Annotated in this window: 16 protein-coding genes; all 16 read right to left on the bottom strand. The window is 36.1% G+C overall.

Annotated elements, in window-relative coordinates:
* Window positions 1-135 precede the first annotated feature (135 nt).
* Window positions 136-1,380: a competence/damage-inducible protein A gene (locus tag HNR27_RS13475; RefSeq protein WP_429340130.1), complete on the bottom strand. Its 1,245-nt coding sequence runs from the start codon at window positions 1,378-1,380 to the stop codon at window positions 136-138.
* Complete coding sequence (gene pgsA, locus HNR27_RS13470; RefSeq protein WP_212919707.1) at window positions 1,380-1,958, bottom strand: CDP-diacylglycerol--glycerol-3-phosphate 3-phosphatidyltransferase; 579 nt, start codon at window positions 1,956-1,958, stop codon at window positions 1,380-1,382. The genes HNR27_RS13475 and pgsA overlap by 1 nt, the downstream gene beginning before the upstream one ends.
* A gap of 83 nt (window positions 1,959-2,041) precedes the next feature.
* A complete protein-coding gene (locus HNR27_RS13465) occupies window positions 2,042-2,983 on the bottom strand; it encodes a helix-turn-helix domain-containing protein (RefSeq protein WP_429340129.1) in 942 nt (313 codons plus the stop codon).
* A gap of 17 nt (window positions 2,984-3,000) precedes the next feature.
* Complete coding sequence (locus HNR27_RS13460) at window positions 3,001-3,792, bottom strand: DUF3388 domain-containing protein (RefSeq protein WP_212919705.1); 792 nt, start codon at window positions 3,790-3,792, stop codon at window positions 3,001-3,003.
* Window positions 3,793-3,963: 171 nt separating this feature from the next.
* Complete coding sequence (locus HNR27_RS13455) at window positions 3,964-4,224, bottom strand: DUF3243 domain-containing protein (protein WP_212919704.1); 261 nt, start codon at window positions 4,222-4,224, stop codon at window positions 3,964-3,966.
* Window positions 4,225-4,317: 93 nt separating this feature from the next.
* The gene (ymfI, locus tag HNR27_RS13450) at window positions 4,318-5,034 is read right to left on the bottom strand and encodes an elongation factor P 5-aminopentanone reductase (RefSeq protein ID WP_429340128.1); all 717 of its coding nucleotides are present in this window, start codon (window positions 5,032-5,034) and stop codon (window positions 4,318-4,320) included.
* Window positions 5,035-5,045: 11 nt separating this feature from the next.
* The gene (yfmH, locus tag HNR27_RS13445) at window positions 5,046-6,329 is read right to left on the bottom strand and encodes an EF-P 5-aminopentanol modification-associated protein YfmH (protein ID WP_429340127.1); all 1,284 of its coding nucleotides are present in this window, start codon (window positions 6,327-6,329) and stop codon (window positions 5,046-5,048) included.
* Window positions 6,322-7,617, bottom strand: coding sequence for an EF-P 5-aminopentanol modification-associated protein YfmF (gene yfmF, locus HNR27_RS13440; protein WP_429340126.1), 1,296 nt, complete (start codon window positions 7,615-7,617; stop codon window positions 6,322-6,324). The genes yfmH and yfmF overlap by 8 nt, the downstream gene beginning before the upstream one ends.
* Before the next feature lie 183 nt (window positions 7,618-7,800).
* Window positions 7,801-8,754 carry an ABC transporter permease gene (locus tag HNR27_RS13435; protein ID WP_429340125.1) on the bottom strand — a complete coding sequence of 318 codons (954 nt, stop codon included), beginning with the start codon at window positions 8,752-8,754 and terminating at the stop codon, window positions 7,801-7,803.
* On the bottom strand, window positions 8,755-9,804 hold the full coding sequence (locus HNR27_RS13430) for an ABC transporter permease (protein WP_429340124.1): 1,050 nt from the start codon (window positions 9,802-9,804) through the stop codon (window positions 8,755-8,757).
* Window positions 9,791-11,332 (bottom strand): ABC transporter ATP-binding protein, encoded by a 1,542-nt coding sequence (locus HNR27_RS13425; RefSeq protein ID WP_429340123.1) that lies wholly within the window; start codon window positions 11,330-11,332, stop codon window positions 9,791-9,793. Before HNR27_RS13425 ends, HNR27_RS13430 begins: the two co-directional genes overlap by 14 nt.
* 214 nt (window positions 11,333-11,546) lie before the next feature.
* Window positions 11,547-12,647, bottom strand: a complete 1,101-nt coding sequence (locus tag HNR27_RS13420) for a BMP family lipoprotein (protein ID WP_429340122.1) — start codon at window positions 12,645-12,647, stop codon at window positions 11,547-11,549.
* Between the two features lie 111 nt (window positions 12,648-12,758).
* Complete coding sequence (locus tag HNR27_RS13415; RefSeq protein WP_429340121.1) at window positions 12,759-13,484, bottom strand: GntR family transcriptional regulator; 726 nt, start codon at window positions 13,482-13,484, stop codon at window positions 12,759-12,761.
* A gap of 298 nt (window positions 13,485-13,782) precedes the next feature.
* Window positions 13,783-16,074, bottom strand: a complete 2,292-nt coding sequence (locus HNR27_RS13410; RefSeq protein ID WP_429340120.1) for an FtsK/SpoIIIE family DNA translocase — start codon at window positions 16,072-16,074, stop codon at window positions 13,783-13,785.
* A gap of 119 nt (window positions 16,075-16,193) precedes the next feature.
* Window positions 16,194-16,400, bottom strand: a complete 207-nt coding sequence (locus HNR27_RS13405) for a YlzJ-like family protein (RefSeq protein WP_429340119.1) — start codon at window positions 16,398-16,400, stop codon at window positions 16,194-16,196.
* Entirely contained in the window at window positions 16,397-17,143 is a 747-nt protein-coding gene (locus tag HNR27_RS13400; protein ID WP_429340118.1) for a ClpP family protease, read from the bottom strand. The genes HNR27_RS13405 and HNR27_RS13400 overlap by 4 nt, the downstream gene beginning before the upstream one ends.
* Window positions 17,144-17,446 lie beyond the last annotated feature (303 nt).

Below are 17,446 nucleotides of genomic sequence, written 5' to 3'. Positions count from 1 at the left end.
TTTTTAATATTTTGCCAAGTAAAATCCGAATAAATGTTCCCCTATTTTGTTAGGAAATTAGTTTCTATTTTCCTATTTTTATAATAAATTACTTGCTATTAGTGATTTTTACAGGAAAAAACCTACGTAATTATATCATTTTAAGAGATTATATAGAAGTTCATAACCCTTCAATACCGCACGATGTCTTATTCCCTCACGATCACCAGTAAGCTCATACTTATTCACGATATGTTTCCCGTCTTTGATATACACTGAAATATAGACAGTTCCAACCGGCTTCCCTTCGATTGAATCAGGTCCTGCAATACCAGTAAAGCTAATTCCAACAGATGCATGCAGTAATTCTGAAACTTTTTTAGCCATTTCTAGTGCACATTCACAACTGACAGTACCAAAGGTGTCAATTATTTCATTCTTTACTTTTAAGACATTTCGTTTTACGGACTCGTCGTAACACACGATTGATCCTTGGCAAACCTGTGACACTCCTGGAACAGAAATCAATTTTTCAATAAACTTTCCGCCTGTAAGACTTTCAGCAGAAGCAATTTTAAGGTTATTTTCTATTAGTCTGGAAACGATCGTCTGTTCAATTGTTTCATCATTTGTTCCAAAATAATATTCTCCTACCTTCGATAGAATTTCTTCCTTTGTCTGATTAAGAAGCAGCATAGCTTCTTCCTCTGAAGATGCCTTAGCAGTTAACCGTAAAACAACACCATCGTTTTGTGCCAATGGAGCAATGGTTGGGTTGACCTGGCTATCTATAAGTTCTTTAAGCTCATGCTCGAGCTGTGATTCACCAATCCCAATAAATCGTAGAACTAAGGATTGAATAATATCCTTCTGTTTTAGTTGTTTACGCAAATATGGAATAACATCCTCAAGCATCATAGCCTTCATTTCACGAGGAACCCCGGGTAGGAATACCCATATCGTTCCCTCGTAATGAACAATCATTCCAGGAGCCATTCCCATGCTGTTTCTAATGACCTTTGCACCACTGAATATTCTTGCTTGCTTTCGATTGTTTGGGGTCATAGTAACGTTTATTCTAGAAAAATAAGCTTCTATTTTATCCATGGATTCTTGATGCTCATCTATACTTAATCCACTAAGTAATTGAAATGCTTCCCGAGTTAAATCATCATCCGTAGGTCCAAGCCCACCAGTGACAATAACTATATCTGAGCGCTCTTGCGCTAACTGAAAGGTATTCTGAACACGGTTGAGATTATCACCAACTACTCCGTGATAATATACATTTATACCGTGAAAAGCCAAATGCTCAGATATCCACTGAGCATTTGTATTTGCAATTTGACCCAACAGAAGTTCTGTACCAACTGCAATGATTTCTGTTTTTATCGTTTCCATTATTTTGAATCCCTCATTACATGCCAATTTTTAGCAAAATAATCATATCCAGAAAGAACCGTAAAGAATAGTGCGATATATAGCATAATTGTACCAAACGGAATAGCTATAAACGAGAACGGGAAATTATGTAGTAATAAACATGCAATTGCGATCATTTGTGTTGCTGTTTTTAATTTACCCATTTTACCTGCCGCTAACACAATTCCTTCTCCTGCCGCTACTAGTCGTAAACCAGTGATAGCAAATTCTCTACTAATGATAATTATGACAATCCATGCTGGAGCAAGCCCCATTTCTACAAGTAATATAAGTGCAGCCGATACTAAAAGCTTATCTGCTAAAGGGTCTAAAAACTTCCCTAAATTGGTCACTAAATTATGTTTTCTAGCATAGTGACCATCAATCCAGTCTGTGGCGGAAGCAATAATAAATAGTACAGCACCAACAAAATGAGAAATTGGTAATGTCGTATTACCTATATCCCATTCTCCCCAATTAAATGGTACAGCCATTAATATAATAAAGATTGGTATTAATAAAATTCTAGAAAAGGTTATCTTATTCGGTAAATTCATTATCCGATTCCTCCCATTTGATTCGAAAGAAAGAAAGGGAATGTCCAAGGAGGGCCCTCCTTTACTAAGACATCCCCTTCTGCTTATTCATTTTCTTTAATTACATTTAACCAAATTTTTTGATGATCAGCACCTCTTTGACTTGGGTCAACAGGGTATTCTAGTGTTTCATCATTAATCGTTATCGTTAAATTTGGTGCAGAACCAACATTCAAATAGATTTGCTCCTGGCCAGTCATATCGACAGTAGTTTTTTCAGTTGGCTTAACAAACCCACTAAAAAACTTTTGCCCATTACCATTTTCGACATCAAGCCATACTTGGACATTAGCAGCTTCAAATTCGAAGGTTAATGAATCACCCACATTAGATAACTCAATGGTAGAAGTTGGCTTAGTACCAGTGCCAGCTTCTACTACATCCATCGAAAGAGTCGAATTTTCATCAGTTTCGGCTGATGAATCCTCATCATTATTATCCGTATCTTCCGTTGCATCACCAGTATTCTCATCTGTATCCTGATTTTCTTTATTATTTGTATCGTCATTTGTATTTTTATTTTTATTTTCTGTTTCTCTCGTAATGTAATCATCTGAATTTGCATTAGGAGTTGTTTTATTTTCATCATTTGCTTTGGAGATTACAAACCACCAAACTACAAAGATTATACCAAAGATTAATATAATGACAAATAATGTAGGAACGATAGAAAAAATAGCTGAGTTTTTTGTTGGCATATTATCTTTTCGAGAACGATGAATTCTCGTATACTGAGTAGTTGTATCCTCACTAGGCGAAGGTATTTCTTCACTAAACTCAGCCATCAACTCGTTTGGGTCTAAACCAACAGCAATAGCATATTCCCTAATAAATGCTTTTGTATAAAACTTCCCTGGCAAAATAGAAAAATTTTCCTCTTCGATTGCCACGAGATATCTTTTTTGAATTTTAGTCGTTTCTTGTAAGCTATCTAACGATATTTCTTTAGCTTCTCTTGCATCTCTAAGTCTTGATCCAATACCCATATCTAACACCATCCAGTTTAATAATCGAACATAGAAAATCCACTACCCTGGTTAAATTGTGCTCTTTCCACTACATCATAAGTTATTTCTTCATTTTCGTCACTTCGGAGTTCGATAATATAATCAAAATCGTCGATATTATACTCAGTCGCCTGAACAAAAATATCTGGATGCTCCACCACTTTTATTGCGGGAAGTTGCATAATCTCCCGAATTAATTGCCAATGTCTCTCATTTGCCTTTTGTTTGGAAACAATCCCGTCAATAATGAAAATATTATCACTACTATATTCTCCCTCAATCAATTGATTGCGTACCGTTTGTTTGATGAGCGTACTTGATACAAATAACCACCGCTTATTTGCACACACACTGGCGGCAACAATGGATTCTGTTTTTCCAACTCTAGGCATACCTCGTATTCCAATTAATTTATGCCCATCTTGTTTGTAAAGCTCCGCCATAAAATCAACTAGTATCCCAAGCTCGTCTCGTATAAACCTAACTGTCTTTCTATCGTCCGCATCTCTATGTATATATTTGCCATGCCTAACAGCCAATCTATCACGTAATTTTGCTTTTCTTAGTTTTGTTAATCTTATCGTATCCATTGTATTTAAAATCAATTTTAATCGAGTAATCTGTTCGTTATTATCAGCTAGCAACAGCATTCCTCTTCGGCCATTTTCAACACCATTTATGGTTACAATATTTATTGATAACATACCTAGTAAAGAAGATATTTCACCTAGTAGTCCCGGGCGATTTATTCGTATTTCATATTCTAAATACCATTCTATCTTCCCCACTAAGCTCTCTCCTTTGTACATAAAATCCAATTTTAAAGTACGTATACATTTATAATAAATGATTTTCACATTTGTTTAAAGACATTCGTTGAAATTTATTTTCTAAAGTTTTCCTTTAGAAAGGAAAAGAAGCTACGACACACACGCAGCTCCTTTTTTCACTTGTTAGTCTTAGCCATTATTAGCTTCGTTTTGTACCAATTTCACCATTGAATTGGCAATTGCCTGCTGTTCTTCCTTAGAAGCAGCATTCCATAATTCACGTAAAACAGCTTCTTCACTATTTTTAGCATCAACACTTTTTGCAAGATAGTCTCCAACCTCATATGCAACTTGAGAAATCGTTTGTTGTGACATCCCCTGTGCTTGAGCTTGCTCTAATCTATTTGCTAAAAATTGCTTCCAAGAATCGAAATTTTCAAGAACAGACATTTTTCATTCCTCCTTCTCGTTATACAACTATAGTATTTGAAGTTATTTTTTGATTATACATGCTGTAAACGAGAAGTTAATATATATATCAGATCAATGCCATCCGCCTGTTACTCTTATTATTTCACCGTGAATGTAGTTTGATTTATCACTCAGTAAGAAGCTTACTGTATTAGCAACATCCTCAGGTAAACCGGGCCGATTTAGGGGAATTTCTTCTAGTAAAGCTTCCTTTTCATCGGCACTTAGTGGATTCATTTTTGTATCAATAAAACCAGGGCTAACAGCATTAACTAGTATTCCACTTGGACCAACTTCCTTTGCTAATGCTTTTACAAAACTATTTTGGGCACCTTTTACAGTGGAATATAAGACCTCATTGCTAGCTCCTACCTCTCCCCAAATAGAGGAGATAAAAATTATTTTTCCGTTTTTCCGCAGTAGCATATCTCCAAGAAGAGTCTTCGTAATTAAAAGAGGAGCTCCTATATGAATAGAAAACATCTCTTCCATTACCTCATCTGGTGTTTCTTGAAATAAGCCATAATACGCAATTCCACTTGCAAAAATAATCGCATCTACTGGATACGCTATTTTTTCCAAAAAGTCACTAATATTAGCCATATTACTTAGATCGGCCTTAATGAACCCTAATATTGATTCAGCTTTAGCATTCTCCAGTATAGTATCAATTGCATCTCTATTTTGATGATAATGAAGGATCAATTGGTGACCATCCAATATTAGCTGCTCTGTAATGGCGCTACCAATAGCTCCACTCGCACCAATAATTAAAATGTTTTTCCCCATCGCAGTTTCTCCTACTCCGCTACAATTTTACAAACGCCTAAACGCTCTTCATCAATCCAGTCCTTTAGATACTGATTGGCATCTTCAACAGATAGGTTTTGAATGGTTGGTATTAACTCAAAAAAATCAACCCCAACCGTATGATAATGAATATATTTGCCCGCAATATTTTCAAGCGAATTCATTGAACGTAGCAATTGGCCAATTTTCTTACGCTTCATACGCTCAAAATCCTCTGTCGGGATTTCCATTGTTTTAGTTGAAAGTAATAATTCTTTAATCTTCGCTGTAAATTGGTCGGGATTATCCGTATTTCCACCAATAATCGAATACCCAAAGTTTTTTTCTAAATTAGTCTCAAAATAGAAACTAGAATCAATTAGTTTCTCCTGATAGAGATCGTCATAGAATTGCCCACTCTTTGAGAAGAAGTATGTCATCATAATGTCCTGTAAAATATCTTTACGAATAAAGTCTTCTCCTTCAAGCTCTTGAATGGATTCCTTTATACCCACTGTACATTTTGGAACAGATACTGACATAGTAAGTTTGTATTCTTTATGAGCAACCTCTTCAGGCTCTTTCGGATAATCTCGTTTGCTATCTTCTAGCCTAGCAAATTCTTTTGCTTGTTGATTTTCTTTCACGAATGACATCATTTGTTCTGGATCAAAATTTCCTGCTATAAATAAGGTCATATTTCCCGGATGATAGAAGGTATTATAGCATGTATATAAATCATCCTTGGTAATTTCCGCAATAGATTCCACTGTTCCCGCAATATCAATATTTACCGGTAAATTTGTAAACAAACTTCGTAAAGTCCCCATAAAGGACTGCCAATCAGGTTGGTCATCATACATTTTAATTTCTTGGCCAATGATTCCTTTTTCTTTTTCTACAGAGGCTTCGGAAAAATAGGGATCCTGTACAAAGTCAAGTAATGTTTTCACATTTTGATCGATATTGGTGGTAGCAGAAAAAAGATAAGCTGTTTTTGTAAAGGAGGTGTAGGCATTTGCCGATGCACCTTGCTTTCCAAAATCAGTAAACACATCACGATCTTCCTTTTCAAACAGCTTGTGCTCTAAAAAATGGGCAATTCCGTCTGGAACGGTAATTATTTCCTTTTCACCTATCGGTACAAAGCTTCTGTCGATAGCACCATAATTTGTCGAAAAGATAGCATAAGTCTTAGACATGGCTGGTCTTGGTAATAAAAAGACAGTTAATCCATTATCTAATTTCTCGTTATACATTGTCTCTTTAATGTGACGATAATCTTTTTTACTCATTCGCAGAAACTCCTTCACTTGTTAATAGGTAGACCGTATCCTCTTCGATTTTCTTGCCAACCTCTATAACCTCATCTATAGAAACGTTCTTAATTTGTTCAATTAATTGATCAGGTGTTAATTCTTTTTCCGAAATTACTTGTTGATACAGCATTTCGATAATACCTTGCGGATGATCTAATGTTTCTAAGAGCTGATTTACAATTAATTCTTTTGTCTCAGATAAATCGTCTTCCGTGATGTCTCCTTCTTTCATCGCTCTCATTTGTTCTTCCATAATATCTTTTGCTTTTTGATAATTTTCGGGAGCAATTCCACTAAACACAAGGAGTAGGCCCTTATGACTTTCTATTCGAGATGATGCATAATAGGCTAAACTATTTTTCTCGCGTACATTAATAAATAGCTTTGAATTCGGAAATGCACCTAATATCCCATTGAATACCTGTAAAGCCGGATATTCTGCATCCTGATATCGAATATTGGTGCGGTAACCAATATGCAGTTTTGCTTGTTGGACATTTTGTTTATCCACCACTTCTCTCGGCTCTTTTCTCTTTGGTGTACTCTCCTCTTCTACATCATTTTTAACAGAGATGGTTCTTTTCTCTTGCTCAATAATTGGAGAGATAATTTTTTCCATTTTATTGGAGTCAAAATCACCTAATACATATACATCTATTTGGTCCTCTTGAAGAAGCTCGGTGTAATATGTGTATAAATCTTCTGGAGTAATCTGATCTAAATCTTCTTCATAACCATGGACATGAAGCTGATATAGCTCTCCATCGCACATTTCATCAATTAATCGCATATTTGCATATCTCATCTTATCATCTATAACAGACTTTATCTTCTGTCTAAGCGTTTCACGCTCTCTATTAAATATCGATTCGTTAAATGCTTGATCCTTTGTATTAGGTTTAAAAATCACCTCATTTAAAAGCTTAACCGCGTCCTCAACAATACTTGATTCATTTGGTATGAATTTTTCATTTGCAACTTCTAATCGAAAACTTAGAATATGATGGTTTCCTTTTTTTCCACCATCAATCGATAATACTGCACCATATAAATCATCTAAAGCGATTTGCAGTTCTTTTCTACTAGGATACTTGCTTGGCCCTTGCTGTAGTACGTAAGGCAATAATGCTCTTTTCGTAATAGTTTCTCTACTTAGTCTCGCTTTAAATTTCACTACAATATTAACAGTCTTAAATTTTTCATTTGGAATCAAATGTAACGTAATGTCGTTCTGATTTTTCACTTCTTCATTTATCGTCACCATACTATTTCCTCCAATTATCGATATACATTTGTGGGCTACCCTTTAGTTTGTACGTATTTTCTCAAATCCATTAATTTTTTATTATCCATAGTTTACCATTAATCGTTTTTAGTAGCTATTGACAACGATAAAAAAGGCCTGCCTCTTCTGTATGATATACAGAAAGGACAGACCTTGTTAAGTTTATCTACTACCTTTAACGTAAGGTATACCATTTGCACGTGGTGCATCTGCGCGACCAATAAATCCTGCTAAAGCAAGAATTGTTAGTACATAAGGTGCAATTAGTAAATAGATTTGCGGAATATCCTCTAAGAAAGGTATTCCAGTGCTTACTACACTTAAGCTCTGTGCAAAGCCAAAGAACAATGCTGCTCCCATTGCACCAAGCGGATGCCATTTCCCGAAAATAACTGCTGCCAGAGCCATAAATCCTTGCCCAGCTATTGTTGAGTGTGAGAAATTCGCCACAATGGTTAACGCATATACAGATCCACCAATTCCACCTAAAGCACCTGAAAGTAAAACGGCAATATATCGCATTTTATAAACATTAATACCATTCGTATCTGCGGCCATTGGGTGTTCTCCTACAGCACGTAATCGTAGCCCAAATGCAGTTCGATATAACACGAACCAAGCAATAAATGCAACGATAATTGCAATATAGGAGGTTATATATACACCTTTAAAAAAGATTGGACCAATGATTGGAATATCCGATAAGAACGGAATACTTTTTGAGAAGAATGGTTGTGTAACCATATCTGTTTGCCCTTTACCATACCAAACCTTGGTTAAGTAAAGTCCTATACCAAGAGCTAACATATTTATCGCAACACCACTAACCGTTTGATCCGCACGAAATGATACAGCTGCCACCGCATGAATTAGGGAAAACAAAGCACCAACAATTGCAGCAACTAATACAGAAACAGTTGGTGTCCATGTTCCAAATACATCAGCAAAGGTCAGGTTAAATACAATCCCAACAAAGGCACCCATAACCATCAAACCTTCTAAGCCGATATTAATTACACCAGATCTCTCACTAAAAACTCCGCCTAACGCTGTAAAGATAAGGGGCGCTGCATAGAATAATATAGTTGGTACAATAAATTCTAACATATGAAGCATTTATTTCCCCTCCTTATTAAAACGCTGTAATGCCCAGCGGATAATATAACTAGAAGCAATGAAGAAAATGATTAATGCAATGATGATATCAACCAGTTCAGTTGGAACACCAGCACCAGTTGGCATTTCACCTGCTCCTTCTTTCAGTGATCCAAAAAGAACAGCTGCAATGACAACACCTAATGGATTATTAGCACCAAGTAGTGCAACAGCAATACCATCAAAACCAAGATTCGTAAAAGCAGATAAGACAGACACATTACCATATGTTCCTAGACCTTCCATTGTACCTGCCAGTCCAGCAAATATACCTGCAATAACCATTGAAAGGATAATATTCTTACTTACATTCATCCCTGCATATTTTGATGCATGTTTATTAAATCCAACTGCCTTTATTTCATAGCCAATCGTAGTTCTTTCAACTAGAAACCACATGATTGCTGCTGCGAATAATGCTATTAGTATTCCAAAATGCATACGAGAATAAGATGTTAAACTTTGTAGCCATTCAGAACCTAGGGATGCTGTAAGTGCAATGTTGTCAGTTGTTGTACCATGGTCGGTCAATACAGAGCGGACAATTTCATTCGAAACAAACATCGCTATATAGTTCATCATTATGGTTACAATTACTTCATGGACCCCAAGCTTTGCTTTAAGTAGGCCGGGGATAAAACCCCATAGTCCACCTGCTAAAGCACCTGCAATTAGGGCTAAAGGAAGATGTACAATCATTGGGGCATCTATTGTTAAACCAACCCAAACAGACGCTAACCATCCGACAATAACCTGACCCTCTGCTCCGATATTAAACAAACCAGCACGAAATGCAAAGGCAATTGAAAGACCTGTAAGGATATACGGTGTGATTCGACGAACCGTTTCTCCGATAGTAAAAGTATCACCGAAAGCTCCGTTCCATAAAGCACCATACCCTTGTATTGGATTATGCCCCGAAACAATCATAATAATTGCTCCAGCAATCAAACCTAAAATAACAGAAATGATAGGAACAAGAATACCAAAAAGACGATTATTGGATGTCATCTGAATCACCTGCCCCGTTTAATGTACTACCAGCCATTAATAGTCCTAACTCTTTTTCATTTGTCTCTTCGGGCTTAAGATTTGCCACAATCTTACCATCGAACATAACAGCAATACGATCACTTACATCTAATATTTCATCTAACTCAAAGGAAACGAGTAAAATCGCTTTACCTTTGTCTCGTTCTTCAACCAGTCGTTTATGAATAAATTCAATAGCTCCTACGTCTAAGCCACGTGTAGGCTGAGCTGCAATTAATAAATCTGGTGAACGATCGATTTCTCGTCCGATAATTGCTTTTTGTTGGTTACCTCCAGATAAAGCCCTTGCAGGCGTATATTCACTAGGAGTTCTTACGTCATATTCCTGAATTAGTTCATTGGCTTTCTTATAAATTTCTTTATAATCCAGAATAGAGGCTTTCGAATAAGGTTTATGATAATACGTTTGAAGAACCATATTTAGTCCAATTGGATAGTCTAGTACTAGACCATACTTATGCCTATCCTGTGGAATATGACCAACCCCACTTTTAGTTACATTTCTAGGACTAAGATTTGTAATCTCCTTATCTTTTAACATAATTTTTCCAGATTGCGATTTACGTAGACCTGTTATCGCCTCAATAAGCTCTGATTGACCATTTCCGTCAACGCCAGCAATACCAACAATTTCTCCAGCACGAACGTCTAAATTTAACCCTTTTACTAAATCTACTTTTCTTGCATCTTTGACAAATAAATTCTCAATATGTAGAACAACTTCTTTCGGATCTGCTGGTTTTTTCTCTGTTTTAAAATTAACCTCTCGCCCTACCATTAAAGAAGCTAGTTCATCTGGATTTGTATCGTTGATTTCCACAGTTTGAATACTTTTACCCTTTCGAATAACAGTACAACGATCACAAACTTCCATAATTTCTTTTAATTTATGTGTAATCAGGACAATGGATTTTCCTTCATTAACCAAAGAACGCATTATCTCAATAAGTTCATTTATCTCTTGAGGAGTGAGTACAGCTGTAGGTTCGTCAAAAATTAGGACTTCAGCACCTCTGTATAATGTTTTTAAAATTTCAACACGTTGTTGCATCCCAACGGAAATATCACTTATTTTAGCAGTAGGATCCACACTTAAACCGTAACGATCGGAAATTTCTTGAATTTCAGCTTCCGCTTTTTTTATATTTATCGTTCCAAGCTTACTTTTTGGTTCACTACCTAGAATGATATTTTGCGTTACCGTAAATGGCTCCACAAGCATGAAGTGCTGGTGAACCATTCCTATCCCTAAATCATTAGCTATATTAGGATTCGTGATATTTACCTTTTCACCTTTAACACGTATTTCTCCTGCTTCTGGTTGGTATAATCCAAATAGCACGTTCATTAGGGTAGATTTTCCTGCACCGTTTTCACCTAAAAGTGCATGAATTTCCCCTTTTTTCAACTGGACTGTAATGTTATCATTTGCTACAATACCCGGGAATTCTTTTCGAATATTTAACATTTCAATCACATAATCCACTAATGTCACCCCTCTTATATTCTACGATTCTAGATTCTTTATGTATTTTAATAGTTTAATATGATTTCATAAGAATAAAATCATTAAATGAAAAAGACGAATTTCATCTTCTTCATTTAAGGATTTTAGACTAAAATTAGCGAATTGTCCCATAAGGGCCTGTTTCCACTTATGGAACAGACCCTTACTTCCAAGACAATTCTACAATTTTTTCTTAAAGTGATTTTTCAAATTCTTTTAAATCGTCACGAGTTGCAGGAACCTTTACTTCACCTTTTAGAATTTTGTCCTGCCATTCATTTACAGTATCAATGATATCCTGTGTCATTGCATCTTTGTTTGCTGTTGAGAATGAAATACCTTTTTCTTCAATACCAAACTCTAGTTGCTCTCCACCAGGGAATTCACCATTTAATGCTTTTGTAGCAACTTGTTCTACAGCAACGTCAACACGCTTAACCATAGAAGTTAATGTTACGTTTTGATCACCAATTTGACCTTCTTCGTGTTGATCACGGTCAACACCAATTACCCAAATTTCACGATCAGCATCGCTTTGTTTTAAATCTCTTGCTTGTTGGAATACGCCATTACCAACTCCACCTGCTGCATGGTAAATTACATCAATTCCATTATCATACATGTTTGCAGCAATAAGTTTACCTTTTGCTACATCATCAAAACTTTCTGCATATTTTACATCTACTTCAATATTAGGATTAACTGATTTTGCACCAGCAATAAATCCTGCTTCGAATTTGTTAATTAGTGGAGAATCAATTCCGCCGATAAAGCCAATCTTATTAGACTTCGTTTTAAGTGCTGCTGCAACACCTACTAGGAAAGATCCCTCATGCTCTTTAAAAGTTATGCTAACTACATTCGGAGCATCAATAACTTCGTCAACAATACCAAAATGCTTGTCACTATTTTGCTCTGCTACCTTTGTTAAGTCATTTTTTAATTTATAACCAATACCATAGATTAGATCAAACTTATCACGAACTAAGCGTTGTAGGTTAGGGATATAATCTGCTTCACTTTTTGATTGCGCATAAGCATAGTTTTCATTTTCTTTCAAGCCATTTTGATCACCAAATGCTTTTAAGCCTTCCCAAGCTGATTGGTTGAACGATTTATCATCAACTCCACCAGTATCTGTAACTAAACCAACTTTGAAATCTGATGCTTCCCCGCTTTTTGCATTGTCACCAGCATTTTCTTTATTGCCTTCTTCTTTTTTATCGCCAGATCCACATGCTGCTAGAAATAATCCTAGACCTAAAATTAACACTAGTAAGCCTAATTTTTTCATGAACAAAGCCCCCTAAATAAATTTTTTTAAAAAATAGTAATGTTATTATGTAACCACATTAAATTCCTCGACAGTAAAAAATCACCTCCTAAAATGCGTGTTTCCATCCTGCTATAAACGTTTCCGGAAGACATGAAAACTAAACACATCTGAACGAAAGTAGTTAAGAGAATAAAGAACTGGTTCGTCATCATCCGTATAATGCATTTGTTTTAACAATAACAAGGATTGTTCGAAATCACAGTTTAATATTCCATAAATCTTTTCATGATAAGTTACTGGTTCTATATAGGTGATAGCATAGCTAATTCTTTTTCCCGTATGTTGTTCAATTACCTTAAACAAGGAATCCTCTGTATGGGCAGCTTCAATAGGAATTAGGTCTTTTGGCACCTTATCAATACAATATACGACTGGTATTCCGTCCGCAGTACGGACACGTTCAAGTTTTGCCAATTCTCTTACTTCTAAAGGCATAAATTTAGACTTTTCTTCCTCAGTTGGTTCGATAATATCCGTTAGGAAGAACTGTGAACCTGGTTTTTTACCAGCCTGCTCAATCATATAAGTCACACTTGTTAGCTCTTCAATACCAGAAGATACAATAGGTTTAGGATTTACAAATGTCCCCACCCCGTGCTTTCGAATAACAACATTGTCTTCTTCTAAAAGCCGAAGTGCTTCACGTAAAGTAGCCCTTGATACACCTAATTGCTTTGATAATTCAAATTCAGATGGAAGCTTTTCATTTGCTTTATATTTACCGCTTTCAATATCTTGTTTTATTCTATCGATTACCTGTAAATATAAATGCCTTGAGTCCACTTTTATAGACATAAGAGCCCCCCTGCTTTTTACCTAGAAAAAATTCAAGGTAAAGGAATTACGACAAACTCTGACAACCATACCTTGAATAATATATCATTATTTTATAAACAAATAAATAGTTTTATTTAAAATTTCGAGTCTTACCACATTTTTATTCTTTTTTTCTAACAAAATAGCCAACAGACTAATAGTTAGATAGACAAAGTATGGAAAAAAGTGGAGTTTTAACACTAGTTTACAAAAAAAAGCAGGGGAAACACTTATTCATTCCAATGTAACCCCGCCTTAAAATTACACAAATGGTGCATTATGACGATTTTTCTTCTGTTTGAGTTATTAAAACTGCTCGAGGTTTACTTCCTTCGTACGGTCCAACAATTCCTCTTAATTCCATTGCATCGATAAGTCTTGCTGCTCTTGTATAACCAATTCTAAATCTTCTTTGTAGCATCGAAACACTTGCACTTTGCATTTCCATTACAAGCTGAACTGCATCATCAAACAATTCATCATCTACCTCTTCAACAACTTCATTCGTATCCTCAGGTATCATTTCTTCTTGGTAGCTTGCTTTTTGTTGCTCAATACAATGATCAACAACCCTTTCAACTTCATCATCAGATAAGAATGCTCCTTGTACACGAGTAGGCTTCGAAGAACCAACTGGAAGAAATAACATGTCCCCTCTTCCTAACAATCTCTCTGCCCCACCGGAGTCTAAAATTGTACGTGAATCTGTTGATGAGGACACACTAAAGGCAATTCGCGATGGAATATTCGCTTTAATAACCCCAGTAATAACATCCACTGAAGGACGCTGTGTTGCAATAATTAAATGAATTCCAGCAGCTCTAGCCATTTGCGCCAGTCTTGTTATAGAATCCTCAACATCGCTTGAGGCAACCATCATTAAATCTGCCAATTCATCTACTATAACAACGATATAAGGTAAATTTGGATGTTCATTTTCGTTATTTGAAGAATGATTATATTTTCGAACATATTCATTATAGCCTTCGATGTTACGTGTTCCAGTTTCAGAGAATAACTCATAGCGTCGCTCCATCTCAGCGACTACTTTTTTAAGTGCACGAGAAGCCTTCTTTGGATCTGTTACAACAGGTGCAAGTAAATGTGGAATACCGTTATATACATTTAATTCTACTTTTTTCGGATCAATCATCATCATTTTAACTTCATGGGGTTTTGCCCGCATTAATATGGTTGTGATAATCCCGTTGACACAAACACTTTTCCCACTTCCAGTAGCACCAGCAATTAACAGATGGGGCATTTTATTTAATTCTGCTAAAACTGCATCACCTGAGATATCTTTTCCTAAAGCGACAAGGAGTTTAGAAGATTGATTACTAGATGTACTATCTAATACTTCCCGTAGTGAAACCATGGCTATCTCTTGATTTGGAACCTCTATTCCAACAGCTGATTTTCCTGGAATAGGTGCCTCTATACGAATATCCTTGGCTGCAAGTGCTAGGGCTAGATCATCATGTAAATTAACTATTTTACTTACCTTAACGCCTGCCTCTGGATAAACCTCATATTTCGTGACTGCTGGGCCAACATTTACCTTCGTAACACGTGCTTTCACACCAAAACTGTGAAAGGTTTTTTCTAGCTTGCGAACTACCGCTTGTATCTGTGCTTTATCATGCTGTTGAGCATTATTTATCGGCTCTGATAATAGATTTGGTGATGGTAGAATATATTCTGGGTTTTCGGCTTCTGCCATCGGCATTGCCTGCTCTAAATCTATTTCATCGTCTTCAGCTTCTTCTAATGCTTCTTCTGGAGTTGAAGGCTCTTCAATAGATGACATCCTTTGCTGCTGCTCGAAAGCATAGGTTACCGCCGGATAATCCTCTTCTTTATTTACTGTAAGTGGCTCTGGCTCAATCAATACCTCAACAGTATCAGTATCAGTATTAGTATTAGCTCTCTTAGCTTTCTTCTTTTCCTGCCCAGCAATTTTTTTTCTTGTCTTTTTCCATAAAGACTTTACATCATTGATTAGCTTGATTGAGAAATCACCTAATGAAAATTCTGTTAAAAACATTACACCAATTAACACAGAAAATATAGCAACGATCTTTGCTCCTACAGATGAAAATAAATAGTAGCAGAACGCAAAAATCATAGCACCAATCATTCCTCCACCTGTTTGTCCAGTTGATGCTTGCCCTGCAACATAATCAAAAAAAGTATTCCAAGTCGCTTTCATAATAGAGGTGTCAGAAGCAACCTTAAGAATATTTTCATAGACCTGTATATGGGTATATAAAAGTATTCCAGCAATTACAATATAAAGTCCTATCATTTTTTTATGTAAGAAGTTCGGCGTACGCCTTTTTACTACTAGGAACAAACCAGTTGCTAATAGGAACAGGGAAGCAATAAAATACCAAATTCCCAAAAAGAATTTAAAAATATGCTCCAAGCCTCCTGGGATTGCTCCACCACTAATAGCACTAGCACCACTACCAAAGATTGCTAGAAAAATAAACAATAAACCAATAAGTTCCAATTTGACTTGTTTTTTTAATGCGCTTTTCTTCTTTTTTCTTCTTTTTTTAGCCATTTTCTCACCTCTTAAAACTTGCGCGGCAACTAGTAATAAACCCCTGCCTTTCATTTGGCAAGGGGTATAATGTTCCATCATATATAGTATATCATAGTGTTGTCCATATGACATTCTCATTATGGAATAATTGTTCCAGGATTAAACTTTTCATTTAAATAATCCTGAGGATCTGTTGAGAGTAATTGCACTAATTGATACTCACCATTTGTGTTTTTTTCGACAAACACTGTTTTGCCTTCATAGGTGACACACTTTCGATTTGTATAAGCCACTTCGTCAATTGGATAAATATCTGATTCTGACAATGGCGTATAATGGATCATTGAATGACCTCCTGTTGTTCGTTTCCTTTACCTTCGTTGATTAATTCATTTAACTTTGTCATCGCTTCTTTTACTCCCCCAACCTCATCAATCAATCCATATTCTACCGCATCTTCTCCAACTACATTTGTTCCAATATCTCTCGTTAAATTACCTTTTGCAAACATTAGGTCTTTAAACTTTTCTTCTTTAATATGGGAATGGTTGACTACAAAGTTAATTACCCGCTCTTGCATCTTATCTAAGTATTCAAATGTTTGTGGCACACTAATCACCAGACCTGTTAACCGTACAGGATGGATAGTCATGGTTGCAGTAGGAACTATAAACGAGTAATTGGTCGATACTGCTATCGGAACCCCAATGGAATGACCGCCACCAAGCACAATAGATACTGTTGGCTTCGAAAGTGATGCAATCATCTCTGATAGTGCAAGTCCAGCCTCTACATCGCCACCAACCGTGTTTAATAATAGTATTACGCCTTCTATTTTAGGATTTTGTTCAATAGCAATTAATTGAGGTAGTATATGCTCATATTTAGTTGTTTTATTCTGTGGAGGTAATTGGATATGACCTTCAATTTGGCCAATAATAGATAACACATGTATGTTAGAGTCCGGTGCTTGTGGGATGTTTGTTTGCCCAAGCGCTTGAATTTTTTGAACGATTGACGATGGTGATTGTTGTTCATCACCTTGTTCTTGTTCCTGTCCATCTTTCTTCTCGGTGTCTTTTTCCACTATTCGTACACTCCTTTTAAAAACTTACTGTCTTCGGTTCAGAACTCCTATTACCACTAGGGAAGGAAGCCTTTGTATCCTTGTCCTCAAATAGGCTATAGCTATAGTATGGGCTAATAGAGCAAATACATTCTTTAGAAATTTGCCAACAACTAAGTTAAACCAATAGTGATATGCTTATTTCCCACTTTTTAATTAATTCGTTTAGAAATAATTATCCGCCCGTAAAACGGGCGGTTTTAGTTTCGCCCTATAAGGGCACTTTACCAACGTGGCCCCTAAAGGGGCTTTTTGAATTGACCG

This window comes from Ornithinibacillus bavariensis, assembly GCF_050433565.1.
GTDB lineage: Bacteria > Bacillota > Bacilli > Bacillales > Amphibacillaceae > Ornithinibacillus > Ornithinibacillus bavariensis.
Note: the sequence above shows the minus strand (reverse complement) of the source record. Positions and strands in the feature narration are given on the sequence as shown.

Bases quoted from the DNA above. Each gene is read 5' to 3' on its own strand.
- HNR27_RS13475 (WP_429340130.1), bottom strand. From the start codon at position 1,380: ATGGAAACGATAAAAACAGAAATCATTGCAGTTGGTACAGAACTTCTG.
- pgsA (WP_212919707.1), bottom strand. From the start codon at position 1,958: ATGAATTTACCGAATAAGATAACCTTTTCTAGAATTTTATTAATACCA.
- HNR27_RS13465 (WP_429340129.1), bottom strand. From the start codon at position 2,983: ATGGGTATTGGATCAAGACTTAGAGATGCAAGAGAAGCTAAAGAAATA.
- HNR27_RS13455 (WP_212919704.1), bottom strand. From the start codon at position 4,224: ATGTCTGTTCTTGAAAATTTCGATTCTTGGAAGCAATTTTTAGCAAAT.
- ymfI (WP_429340128.1), bottom strand. From the start codon at position 5,034: ATGGGGAAAAACATTTTAATTATTGGTGCGAGTGGAGCTATTGGTAGC.
- yfmH (WP_429340127.1), bottom strand. From the start codon at position 6,329: ATGAGTAAAAAAGATTATCGTCACATTAAAGAGACAATGTATAACGAG.
- yfmF (WP_429340126.1), bottom strand. From the start codon at position 7,617: ATGGTGACGATAAATGAAGAAGTGAAAAATCAGAACGACATTACGTTA.
- HNR27_RS13435 (WP_429340125.1), bottom strand. From the start codon at position 8,754: ATGCTTCATATGTTAGAATTTATTGTACCAACTATATTATTCTATGCA.
- HNR27_RS13430 (WP_429340124.1), bottom strand. From the start codon at position 9,804: ATGACATCCAATAATCGTCTTTTTGGTATTCTTGTTCCTATCATTTCT.
- HNR27_RS13420 (WP_429340122.1), bottom strand. From the start codon at position 12,647: ATGAAAAAATTAGGCTTACTAGTGTTAATTTTAGGTCTAGGATTATTT.
- HNR27_RS13415 (WP_429340121.1), bottom strand. From the start codon at position 13,484: ATGTCTATAAAAGTGGACTCAAGGCATTTATATTTACAGGTAATCGAT.
- HNR27_RS13410 (WP_429340120.1), bottom strand. From the start codon at position 16,074: ATGGCTAAAAAAAGAAGAAAAAAGAAGAAAAGCGCATTAAAAAAACAA.
- HNR27_RS13405 (WP_429340119.1), bottom strand. From the start codon at position 16,400: ATGATCCATTATACGCCATTGTCAGAATCAGATATTTATCCAATTGAC.